We start from the raw sequence: 11,059 nt of genomic DNA, 5'->3' as shown, positions 1-11,059 counted from the left end.
AGGGTTCATCAGGTTGCTTCCAGATAGTTTTCTGTCAGCAGCTCCGGCGTCTTCGCGAGCAGGCTCGCTCCCACAGTGGGATGCATTCCAAAGGTGGGAGCGAGCCTGCTCGCGAATGGGGCTTTGCCGACAACGCATGATCTGGAGATACAAAAAAGGCCCGCATCGCTGCGGGCCTTCTTTTTCACTTCGGTCAAATCAACCGCGACGACGCAGTGCGTCAATACGCTCTTCCAGCGGCGGGTGGCTCATGAACATGCGGGCGAAGCCCTGTTTGATGCCACCGTTGATGCCGAAGGCGTTCAGGGTATCGGGCATGTGCACCGGCAGGCCCTGTTCGGCACGCAGACGTTGCAGAGCGCCAATCATCGCGCTGGTACCGGCCAGGCGGGCGCCGGCTTCGTCGGCACGGAATTCGCGCTTGCGCGAGAACCACATGACGATTGCGCTGGCGAGGATGCCCAGCACCAGTTCGGCGAAGATGGTCGCGACGTAGTAGGCGATGCCCTGGCCTTCTTCGTTCTTGAAGATGACCTTGTCGACGAAGTTGCCGATGATCCGCGCGAAGAACATCACAAAAGTGTTCACCACGCCCTGGATCAGCGCCAGCGTGACCATGTCGCCGTTGGCGACGTGACCGATTTCGTGGGCCAATACGGCTTTCACTTCATCGGGCGAGAATCGCTCGAGCAGGCCCTGGCTGACCGCGACCAGCGCGTCGTTCTTGTTCCAGCCGGTAGCGAAAGCATTCGCTTCGTAGGCCGGGAAAATCCCGACTTCAGGCATCTTGATCCCGGCTTCGCGGGACAATTGCTCGACCGTTTGCAGCAGCCATTGCTCATGACGGGTGCGTGGCTGGCTGATGATTTGCGTGCCGGTGCTCATCTTCGCCATCCACTTGGAGATGAACAGCGAGAACAGCGAGCCGGCGAAACCAAAGACCGCACAGAAGACCAGCAGCTGACTGAGGTCGAGGTCGACCCCGTTGGCCGCCATGAACCCGTTGAAGCCGAACAGGCTCAGGGTGATGCTGGCTATCAGCACGACCGCCAGGTTAGTGGCCAAAAACAGCAGGATGCGCATCATGGTTGTAGAACTCTCCTCAAGCTAAAGATGTAGCGTACTGCGGGGTATATAAGGTGCGGCACCGGGCTATTCAACCGAGTGACTATTTCAAACTGTGTCCTACAGCGGTTTCCTGAGCAAAAAGAAAATTCCCACCCTCGATTCCGACACGGATGACACAGCCTTTCGCCCCGCCGCCATTAGGTCAGATACGTCTGTACGGCTCGCATCGCAAGTGTAGAAGGGCTGCAAAGGCGCGGAACAAAGATGTGTTGCTGAATCAGACAGTGCGCAACAGCCAATTCGTTGCGCACTGCTGGCCCATTACTGGCGGTAGGACTTGAGGAAGTTGCCGATGCGGCCGATGGCCATTTCCAGATCATCGACGCGGGGCAGGGTGACCACGCGGAAGTGATCCGGCCACGGCCAGTTGAACGCCGTGCCCTGCACCACCAGCAGCTTCTCGGAAAGCAGCAGATCAAGCACGAACTTCTCGTCGTTGTGGATCGGGCAGACCTTCGGGTCGATTTTCGGGAACGCGTACAACGCGCCCATCGGCTTCACGCAGCTGACGCCGGGAATATCGTTGAGCAACTCCCAGGTGCGGTTACGCTGCTCCAGCAGGCGACCCTGCGGCAGCACCAGATCGTTGATGCTCTGGTAGCCGCCCAGCGCGGTCTGGATCGCGTGCTGGCTCGGCACGTTGGCGCACAGGCGCATGTTGGCCAGCATGTCGATGCCTTCGATGTAACTCTGCGCGTTGTGTTTCGGCCCGGAAATGGCAATCCAGCCGGAGCGGAAACCGGCCACGCGGTAGGATTTCGACAGGCCGTTGAAGGTCAGGCAGAGCAGGTCCGGCGCCAGCGAAGCGGTGCAGATGTGCACGGCGTCGTCATAAAGAATCTTGTCGTAGATCTCGTCGGAGAACACCACCAGATTGTGCGCCCGGGCGATTTCCAGCATGCCCAGCAACACTTCCTTCGAGTACACCGCACCGGTCGGGTTGTTCGGGTTGATGATCACCATGGCCTTGGTGTTCGGGGTGATCTTGGCCTTGATGTCGGCCAGATCCGGGAACCAGTCGGCGCCTTCGTCGCACAGATAATGCACAGCGTTACCGCCAGCGAGGCTGACGGCAGCGGTCCACAGCGGATAGTCCGGGGCTGGCACCAGCACTTCGTCGCCGTTGTTGAGCAGCGCCTGCAGCGACATCACGATCAGCTCGGACACACCGTTGCCCAGATAGATGTCTTCGATGCCGACACCTTCAACCTGCTTCTGCTGGTAGTACTGCATCACCGCCTTGCGCGCGCTGAACAGGCCTTTGGAATCGCTGTAGCCCTGCGCGGTCGGCAGGTTGCGGATCACGTCCTGGAGGATTTCGTCCGGCGCTTCGAAACCAAACGGCGCCGGGTTGCCGATGTTCAGCTTGAGGATGCGCTGGCCTTCCTCTTCCAGTCGTTTGGCGTGCTTGAGCACCGGGCCGCGAATGTCGTAGCAGACGTTGGCGAGCTTGTTCGATTTGCTGAACTGCATGGCGATGTGATCCCGAAAATGAACGATCCAGGCGGCAAATGGACAACCGTACTGGGATTGCTGCGTCTTCGCACAGGCGGAGGTCTGGCGCTTTTGCGCTCAGAATCCGTTTGAATGCGCCCGGTCTGGCTGCCAGACTGGCGCGTGACGAGGCGCAATCATACGTGCCGCCCGATCCGTGGAAAAGGTACAGATCGGGCTTTTTCAGCCGCTGAGGTGTGATGATGGAAAAGTTGCAGAAAACCCTGGAAGAATGGCGTGCCATGCTCGACCCCGAGCAGTACAACGTCTGCCGTCTGAGTGCCACCGAGCGTCCGTTCTCGGGCAAATACAACGACACCAAAACCGACGGTGTCTACCACTGTGTGTGCTGCAACGAGCCTTTGTTCGACTCGAAGACCAAATTCGACTCCGGCTGCGGCTGGCCGAGCTTTTACGCACCGATCGGCGATAGCGCGATGACTGAGATCCGCGATACCAGCCACGGCATGATTCGCACAGAAGTGAAGTGCGCGCGCTGCGATGCGCATCTGGGGCACGTGTTCCCGGATGGCCCACCACCGACCGGCCTGCGTTATTGCATCAACTCGGTGTGCCTGAATCTCGAGCCCCGGGAATAACCGAAACAGGCGACATCGCGTCGCCTTTTTATCGGTCAATTAGATTGCACACAATTCAATTGCTCGTTATGTTTGCGCCTTCCTGACCATTGCGGAGCCGACCCATGAGCGACAACCTGCTGAATATCCCGTGCACCACCATCAAGGGCGAGCAAAAGACCTTGGCCGATTTCGCCGGAAAAGCCGTGCTGGTGGTCAATACCGCGAGCAAGTGTGGCTTCACCCCGCAATACAAGGGCCTCGAAGAACTCTGGCAGACCTACAAGGACCAGGGGCTGGTGGTACTGGGTTTCCCCTGCAACCAGTTCGGCAAACAGGAGCCGGGCAATGAGGGCGCCATCAGCGAGTTCTGCGAACTGAATTTCGGCGTCAGCTTTCCGCTGTTCAAGAAGATCGACGTCAACGGCGCCGATGCTCACCCGCTGTTCGTGCAGTTGAAGAAGCGCGCCCCGGGCCTGCTCGGCTCGCAGGGCATCAAGTGGAACTTCACCAAGTTCCTGATCGGCAAGGATGGCCAGTTGGTCAAGCGTTTCGCCCCGACGACCAAGCCGCAAGACCTGAGCGGCGAGATCGAAGCTCTGCTGAAATGAGCCTGGCGGTTGATTCGCTGAAGCTCGACAGCCAGTTGTGCTTCAAGCTGTACGCGGCCTCGCGGGCGGTGATTCGCGCCTACAAGCCGATGCTCGATCAGTTGGGCCTGACCTACCCGCAGTACCTGGCGATGCTGGTGCTGTGGGAATGGCAGGATGCTGCGCCGGAGCAACCGACGGTCAAGGCCTTGGGCGAACGCTTGGCCCTGGACTCGGGGACGTTGACGCCTTTGCTCAAACGTCTGGAGCAGAACGATCTGGTCCAGCGTCGGCGCTCGGCGCGGGATGAACGCGAGATGCACCTGAGCCTGACGCCTGCCGGAACGGCACTGCGCGAGCAGGTCGGGCCACTCAAGGCGCGACTGCTGTGCGACAGCGGCGTTGATCTTGACCGGCTCAATGATTTGCGCGCCGGCCTCGATCACTTGCTCGGGCAGATCAAAGGGCTTTCGTAGTCGGCATCCACTGATCGAGCAACGCGGCGAGTTCTTCGCGGCGAAACGGTTTGGCCAGATAGTCGCTCATGCCGGCCGCGCGGCAACGTTCGCGTTCCTCGGACATGGCATTGGCGGTCAGCGCGACAATCGGCAGATTCGGCCAGCGCCCGCTCTGGCGAATCTGCCGACTGGCTTCATAGCCGTCCATCACCGGCATGTTGCAGTCCATCAACACCAGATCGAAATCGGCGAACTCCAGCTGATCCAGCGCCTCGGCGCCATGCCCCGCCACCACCACATCGCAGCCAAGCTTGCCAAGCATGCCTTTTGCCACCAGTTGATTGACCGGGTTGTCCTCGACCAGCAGCACCTTGCCCCGGCGCGCGGATGGCGAGGCGTCCGCTTGCGCTTCGGTGAGGGCGGCGACCTCCGGTTGCAGAATCCGTCGCAGATGCTGGTACAGCGCGTTGCGCGCCAGCGGCCGGGCTTGCTGCTGCAAGGGGGCGAGGGCGGCGGCTTCTTCGCTGGGCAGAAAACTGCCGTAAGCAGTCACCAGCAGAATCGGCGCAGTGATGCTCGGGCGCAGACCGAACAGGCATTCCGGACAATCGGTGATCAGCACATCCGGATTCAGGCCCAGCAGCGAATCATCAATGGTGCGCTGCGTGTATTCCAGGCCCCACACCGGCAACAGGCTTTTCAGCAATTCCGCCAGACCACTGCTGGCAGCGGTGATGGCGAGGACCTTGCCGCGTAATGGCTGCGGTGGGAGGGCGCGGGTGTGAGAGGGCAGTGGCAGTTCGGCGCAGAACTGGCTGCCGAAGCCGCTTTCGGAGCTGATGGTCAGCCGACCCTGCATCGCCTCGCACAGGTTGTACGTCAGCGCCAGTCCCAGCCCGGTGCCGCCGTACTGACGGGTGATACCGGCGCCGGCCTGGGTGAACGGCTGGAAGATTTTCACCTGCGCTTCCTGGGCAATGCCGATGCCGGTGTCGCAGACTTCGATGCGCACGCCACCCTTGTACGCCGACAGACGCACATCGACCCGACCGAAGCGGGTGAATTTCAGCGCGTTGGACAGCAGGTTGCTGACGATCTGCCGCACCCGGGTGGGGTCGCCCAGCACCAGCGCCGGGAAGTGCGGCTCGATCAGACAGGTCAGCTCGACGCTTGGCGCGGCGTTCTGCGAGAGCAGGTTGGCGGTGTCTTCGATCAGCGAACCGAGGTCGAACGGGATGTTTTCCAGCTCCAGTTGCCCGGCGTCGAATTTCGACAGGTCGAGAATATCATTGAGCAGTTCCACCAGCACCTTGCCCGAGTCGTGGGCGATCGACAATTGTTGCTGCTGCTCGGCGTTGAGCGGGCCGTCCAGTGACAGCGCGATCATCCCCAGCAAACCGTTGAGCGGTGTGCGGATTTCATGGCTCATGTTGGCCAGAAACGCCGAACGCGCTTCGGCCATGTCCAGCGCGGTGCGGCGTGCTACTTCCAGTTCTTCGTTGGATTGGCTGAGGCGGGCGTTGATTGCCTTGAGCTCGGCGGTGCGCGCCGAGACGATGTCTTCCAGTTGCGCGAGGTATTCGGTCAGGCGGTTTTCCGCGGTGCGCCGTTGCTGGATTTCGGTGGCGATGTTCTCGAACTGCTGATTGGCGACTTTGACCAGCACCCCGATCTCATCGTTGCCGTGGCCGGCCGGGCACTCGAGCGTGGTCGGCTCGGCGCTGCGCGGGTCGCGGCCGCTGAGTTCACGGATGACCCGCACCAGTGGTTTGGTCAGCATCACGTAGAACAGCGCCAGGAGGATCCCGGTCAGCAGCAGGCTGCGGGCGAAACCGTTGAGCAGGGTGACTTCCGCGCGGCGCAAGAAGCGGCTGCCAAAGGCGTAAGTGTCGACTTCAAGCTTGAGAACGCCGAGGGATTCGTTGGGCAAGTGGTCGAGGTACAGGCGATCTTCGAAATGACGCTTGGCGCCGAACAGGAAGTCGCTGATCAGCCGATAGCTGCTCTGCAGTTCCGGGCGTTTGACGTTGGCCAGGACGGTCTCGTTGTTGTCGATCAGTTGCGCGGCGATGATCGCCGGCGAGCGCAGCAGGCCGAGGGTGAGCTCCTGCGCCAGTTCGGCATCGATGTTGTAGGCGATGCGCGAGGCCGGATTGTGGCTGATTTCCAGCAGTGCGAGGATTTCCCGGTTGATGGAAGCGTCTTCGCTGGCATAATCGATGCCGATCTGCAGCAGACTGAGCAGGGTGCCCAGAATGAACCCGACCAGCACGGTAAGCCTGGCTTGCTTGTAAGACAGCCGGTGGGTGAATTTGATATCCATGGGTTGTTGAACCACTTCCGTTTCCCTTCGCTGCTCAAGCATAGTCGATCATGCAGGGATACCGAGGTTCCCGAATCGCCTTGTAACAAGGCTTGCTGAGGCGATTTTATCTGTGTGTCGTCGCTGGATCGTCATCATCACTGTGAAAGTGCCCGAGGAGAAGACGTGGATTCCCGATTGAATGCTTTTCTTGAACGCGCCGAGTCGGTTCTGGCGCGAATCGAACCACTGTTGCCGGCACCGCGCCCCGTCATTGACTGGAACACATGCCTGGCAGCGCGCTGGCAGCGTGACGGTCGCAGCGGCTACCTGTTGCCGCTGGAAGTCAGCCTCGACATGCGTCTGTCCGACCTGATCGGCGTCGACCGGCAGCTGGAGCAGTTGGGGCGCAACACACAACAATTTCTTGATGGCATGCCGGCCAACCACGCCTTGCTCTGGGGCTCGCGCGGTACCGGCAAGTCTTCGCTGGTGCGTGCGTTGCTGGCCGAGCACGCCGGTGCCGGCCTGCGTCTGATCGAGATCGAACGCGATCACCTGGCTGACCTGCCACGGGTGGTCGAGCAAATTGCCAAATTGCCGCAACGATTCGTGCTGTTCTGCGATGACCTGTCGTTCGAATCCGGCGAAGGCGACTACCGCGTGCTGAAAAGCGTGCTCGACGGTTCGCTCGAGCAGGCACCCGACAACGTCTTGCTGTACGCCACTTCCAACCGACGCCACCTGGTGCCGGAAAAGGAAAGCGACAACGAAAACTGGAAGCGCGTCGACGGCGAGTTGCACCCGAGCGAAGCGGTGGAAGACAAGATCGCCCTGTCTGATCGTTTCGGTCTGTGGCTGTCGTTCTACCCGTTTACCCAGGAACATTTTCTCAACGTCGTCGAGCACTGGATCGGCCAGTTGGCCGCCAAGGCCGGCCTGAGCTGGCAGCGCGACGAAGCACTGGACATCCTCGCCGTGCGCTGGGCCACCGGCCGCGGTAATCGCAACGGACGTTGCGCGTATCAATTCGCCCGCTACTGGGTGGGACTGAAATTGCTGGAGCACAAGGCATGATTGATTTGCAACAAAGCGGCCAGGGCCTCGAAGGCTACGGTATGTTGGCCGCGCAACTGGAATCGCTACTGGCGGACGAACGCGACTTCATCGCCAATGCCGCGCAGTTTTCCGCGTTCCTGTTCAACCAGCTCGATGATCTGAACTGGGCCGGTTTCTACCTCAATCGCAACGAAGAGCTGGTGCTCGGCCCGTTTCAGGGTCAGATCGCTTGCGTGCGCATCCCGTTCGGGCGCGGTGTTTGCGGCGCTGCTGCTGCCAGCCTGCAAACCCAGCGCGTCGAGGATGTACATGCCTTCCCGGGCCACATCGCCTGCGACAGCGCGTCCAACAGCGAACTGGTAGTGCCCTTGGTCAAGGACGGACGCCTGATCGGTGTGCTCGACCTCGACAGCCCGAAGCTGGCGCGTTTCGGCGCCGAGGATCAGGCCGGCATCGAGCAACTGGCGGCGATTTTCCTGCGCCTGACCGACTGCTGATCAACCGCTGAGGCCAGCCTTGTGCAACAGGCTGGCCGTATCCACGCTGTCGATTTGCGCGGGATCAAGAAACCGCGTCGCGTACTGCATGTACACACCCTCATTGATGAACAGGCCGAACAACGGCGCATCGATGTGCGCTTCACGGCACATGGTCGCCATGATCCCCAGCGCCTCGCTCAGCGACTTGGCTTTCTTGTAAGGGCGATCGGCGGCAGTCAGCGCTTCGAAAATATCGGCAATCGCCATCATCCTCGCCGGCAGGCTCATTTCCTCGCGCTTCAGCCGTTTCGGATACCCGGTGCCGTCCATTTTTTCATGATGGCCGCCGGCGATCTCGGCAATGCTGTCCAGGTGACCGGGGAAGGGCAGGTGGCTGAGCATCATGATCGTCTGCACCATGTGATGGTTGATGATGTAGCGCTCTTCGCGGGTCAGCGTGCCACGGGCGATCTTCAGGTTGTACAACTCGCCGCGGTTATACTTGTACGCGGGTACATCGAGTTTGAAGCCCCAGGGGTTGTCCTCGGGGATCAGCTCGTTCTTGTCGCGTTCGATCAGATGCTCGGGTTTGTCGGCCAGCAGTGTTTCACTGACGGGCAGCGTCGCCGCCGGTGTTTTTGCCTGGCGGCGGTTTTCTTCCCAGGACACACCGAGGCGATCATCCAGTGTGCGCAGCCATCTGCGTTGCGCGACTTGCTCGAGGCGCAGCAGATCGGCCTCGGCCATGGCCTCGCCACCGAGATTGCAGCGGGCGACAAAGGCGAAGTCGTCGTCGAGCATCAGCAACTCACTATCACGGTCGCGGGCCAGCGCCGCTTCGTTTGCACCGCTTGCCAGGGTCTGCCAGTAGTTGATCCACACGTCACGCTTGAGCACTTCGAAGCGGGTGCGGATTTCGTGGATGCGGTCGTTGATGGTTTCGAGTTTGGTGGCCTTGTCGACTACGTATTCCGGCGTCGTGACCTTGCCGCAATCGTGCAGCCAGGCGGCAATGTGCAGCGCCTCCCATTCATCCTCGCTCGGCTGGTAGCCGCTGAACGCCGGGTCCTGGCTTGCCGCAGCAGCCTGGGCGAGCATCAGCGTCAATTCCGGCACCCGCTGGCAATGGCCGCCGGTGTAGGGACTCTTGGCGTCGATCGCGCTGGCCAGCAGTTGAATGAACGCGTCGAGCAGTTGTTTCTGCCGCGCTTGCAGACGCTGACTTTCGATGCTCACCGCCGCCGCGCCGGACACTGCCTGCAAGAAGGCAATTCGGTCAGGCCGCAGCTTTTCCAGATCACTCGGCTCACCACTGTCATTGACCAGCAGAATCAGCAGGCCGATGGTTTCATCGTGCTGGTTGTGCAGGCGAATACCGATCAAGTGGATGCGCGGCGCTTCCATGGCCAGGAGGATTTTCTGCAAGTCGCCGGCCTGATCGAAGCCCAGATGGCTGACGGTATTGTTGGCTCTGGCCAGTTGCTCGAACCACGCCGGTCCGGTGTTCTTATGCAGTTCGCGTCCCTGAACGTCGAACGCCTCCAGCTTCTGCGGCACGCCATCAATCACCAGTCCATAGGGTTCCATGCGTGCGCCGTCGGCTTCGCGCAGGTAGATCAGACCGGCCTGCGCCTGAGCGATCTGCACGGTTTCGAACAGCACGCGTTCGAGCAGCGGGGCAAAGCGGGTTTCGGCGCAAAGGCTGTCGGTGATGCGGAAGAAACTGCCGAGGGTTTCTTTCATCCGCGCCATCGACAGGCTCAATTGATCGACTTCCAGTACGGGCGAGCGGCGCGCCAGCGGAGAACTGAAGTCGAAGCTGCGGATCGCGTCGGCTTCCTTGACCAGGGCATGCAGCGGCTTGACCAGAATCCGCGAAATCACCCAGCCCAATGGCAGGCACAGCAACAGGATGGCCAGGGTGATCAGCGCGCCTTGCCAGCGCATCCGGAACGCATCCACCAGCAATTCGTCTTCCGGCACCAGCAGCGCCAGTTGCAGACCTTTCGGCCCGCCTTCCTCGATGCTGGTGCGCGCGACGATCCATTGCCGATCGTTTACTTGCAGACGCTTGCCGATAATGTCGGAGCTGAGCAGCGCGTTCAGCTCAGGGCTGAGATCGGCCACTCTGGCCAGACGCGCAGTGCGGTCATCGACGATCAGGCGATGGCTGTCGTGATAGGCCACGGCGTTGCCGTCGGTGTCGTACAACGCGATCTCTGTCGAAGGCGTGACTCGGTGCTTGCCCAGGGCGGTCGACAGCGAAGCGAGGGTCAGGTCGGCGCCGATCACCGCGTTCTCGCCGCTGCGCCGTGCCAGCGTGGTGCCGACATTGTGGGTCGAGAAAAATACATAGGGCTCGGTGGTGATTTGCCCGGCCTGTTGCAGGGCGTCGCTGAACCAGGTCCGGCTGCGCGGATCGTATGGCTCGCCTGGATGATCGCGGCGGCTGAGCGGCGTCAGGGCCTGATCAAAGAACAGTGATTGCGAGCGTACAGTGCCTTGCGGCTCGTGCTCGATGCTCCAGACTTGATAGGCCGCCGCTTCCGGCGCCTGAAGCTGTGCCTTCAGAGCCGGAGTGCGCAGCGCGCGCACCATGAAGAAATCACCATTGGTATAACCCAGATACAGCGATGCCAGCGCCGGGTTATCGGTGAGCGACTGGCTGAAGGGTTTGAGCAACGGCAGGCGGTGTTCCAGATCACTCGCGTGGGCCGCCGGGGTGTCCGCCAGCAGGCTCAGCAGGTTGCGGATCGGCTGATAGGTTGCCTGCAGATCGAGGCGTACATCCTGCTCAATGCGGTCAAACAGCTTTTCGCTGCTCGACAGAATGATCTGCGTGGTCTGGTGGTAATTGAACAGGCCCAGCACCACGCCCGTAAGCAATAAAAGAAAGGTGAACATGACGCTGATGTGCACGTGCAGCGGCAACCGGCGTTGCTCGGGGCGCAGTGGGCTGTGCATTGCAGGC

9 protein-coding genes are annotated in these 11,059 nt (G+C 61.0%); 5 read left to right on the top strand and 4 right to left on the bottom strand.

The window, feature by feature from the left end; translation table 11 throughout:
* Positions 1-198: 198 nt before the first annotated feature.
* Positions 199-1,086 carry a protease HtpX gene (htpX, locus tag QMX86_RS16455; RefSeq protein ID WP_007908619.1) on the bottom strand — a complete coding sequence of 296 codons (888 nt, stop codon included), beginning with the start codon at positions 1,084-1,086 and terminating at the stop codon, positions 199-201.
* 303 nt (positions 1,087-1,389) lie between these two features.
* The gene (locus QMX86_RS16450) at positions 1,390-2,601 is read right to left on the bottom strand and encodes a pyridoxal phosphate-dependent aminotransferase (protein WP_016770856.1); all 1,212 of its coding nucleotides are present in this window, start codon (positions 2,599-2,601) and stop codon (positions 1,390-1,392) included.
* Between the two features lie 224 nt (positions 2,602-2,825).
* Here QMX86_RS16450 and msrB point away from each other — a divergent pair, with 224 nt between their 5' ends.
* From msrB to QMX86_RS16435, 3 genes are all read left to right on the top strand, one after another.
* Positions 2,826-3,221: a peptide-methionine (R)-S-oxide reductase MsrB gene (msrB, locus tag QMX86_RS16445; protein ID WP_122611555.1), complete on the top strand. Its 396-nt coding sequence runs from the start codon at positions 2,826-2,828 to the stop codon at positions 3,219-3,221.
* Between the two features lie 104 nt (positions 3,222-3,325).
* On the top strand, positions 3,326-3,811 hold the full coding sequence (locus QMX86_RS16440; protein ID WP_016770854.1) for a glutathione peroxidase: 486 nt from the start codon (positions 3,326-3,328) through the stop codon (positions 3,809-3,811).
* On the top strand, positions 3,808-4,266 hold the full coding sequence (locus QMX86_RS16435; protein ID WP_122507517.1) for a MarR family transcriptional regulator: 459 nt from the start codon (positions 3,808-3,810) through the stop codon (positions 4,264-4,266). The genes QMX86_RS16440 and QMX86_RS16435 overlap by 4 nt, the downstream gene beginning before the upstream one ends.
* Here QMX86_RS16435 and QMX86_RS16430 read toward each other — a convergent pair.
* A complete protein-coding gene (locus QMX86_RS16430) occupies positions 4,250-6,571 on the bottom strand; it encodes a response regulator (protein WP_282385987.1) in 2,322 nt (773 codons plus the stop codon). The two genes, QMX86_RS16435 and QMX86_RS16430, sit on opposite strands and share 17 nt — an antisense overlap.
* A gap of 165 nt (positions 6,572-6,736) precedes the next feature.
* Between QMX86_RS16430 and QMX86_RS16425 the strand changes: the two genes are divergently transcribed.
* Entirely contained in the window at positions 6,737-7,627 is an 891-nt protein-coding gene (locus tag QMX86_RS16425) for an ATP-binding protein (protein WP_064120239.1), read from the top strand.
* Positions 7,624-8,106: a GAF domain-containing protein gene (locus tag QMX86_RS16420; RefSeq protein ID WP_016770850.1), complete on the top strand. Its 483-nt coding sequence runs from the start codon at positions 7,624-7,626 to the stop codon at positions 8,104-8,106. The genes QMX86_RS16425 and QMX86_RS16420 overlap by 4 nt, the downstream gene beginning before the upstream one ends.
* Here QMX86_RS16420 and QMX86_RS16415 read toward each other — a convergent pair whose 3' ends face one another.
* Positions 8,107-11,052, bottom strand: a complete 2,946-nt coding sequence (locus tag QMX86_RS16415) for an HD domain-containing phosphohydrolase (RefSeq protein ID WP_282385994.1) — start codon at positions 11,050-11,052, stop codon at positions 8,107-8,109. It abuts the gene before it with no gap.
* Positions 11,053-11,059: the final 7 nt, after the last annotated feature.

This window comes from Pseudomonas sp. PS01270 (assembly GCF_029959775.1).
GTDB lineage: Bacteria > Pseudomonadota > Gammaproteobacteria > Pseudomonadales > Pseudomonadaceae > Aquipseudomonas > Aquipseudomonas atacamensis.
Note: the sequence above shows the minus strand (reverse complement) of the source record. Positions and strands in the feature narration are given on the sequence as shown.

What these genes read in the sequence shown, in the direction of transcription:
- htpX (WP_007908619.1), bottom strand. Translation starts at nt 1,086, where the DNA reads ATGATGCGCATCCTGCTGTTTTTGGCCACTAACCTGGCGGTCGTGCTG.
- QMX86_RS16450 (WP_016770856.1), bottom strand. Translation starts at nt 2,601, where the DNA reads ATGCAGTTCAGCAAATCGAACAAGCTCGCCAACGTCTGCTACGACATT.
- msrB (WP_122611555.1), top strand. Translation starts at nt 2,826, where the DNA reads ATGGAAAAGTTGCAGAAAACCCTGGAAGAATGGCGTGCCATGCTCGAC.
- QMX86_RS16440 (WP_016770854.1), top strand. Translation starts at nt 3,326, where the DNA reads ATGAGCGACAACCTGCTGAATATCCCGTGCACCACCATCAAGGGCGAG.
- QMX86_RS16435 (WP_122507517.1), top strand. Translation starts at nt 3,808, where the DNA reads ATGAGCCTGGCGGTTGATTCGCTGAAGCTCGACAGCCAGTTGTGCTTC.
- QMX86_RS16430 (WP_282385987.1), bottom strand. Translation starts at nt 6,571, where the DNA reads ATGGATATCAAATTCACCCACCGGCTGTCTTACAAGCAAGCCAGGCTT.
- QMX86_RS16420 (WP_016770850.1), top strand. Translation starts at nt 7,624, where the DNA reads ATGATTGATTTGCAACAAAGCGGCCAGGGCCTCGAAGGCTACGGTATG.
- QMX86_RS16415 (WP_282385994.1), bottom strand. Translation starts at nt 11,052, where the DNA reads ATGCACAGCCCACTGCGCCCCGAGCAACGCCGGTTGCCGCTGCACGTG.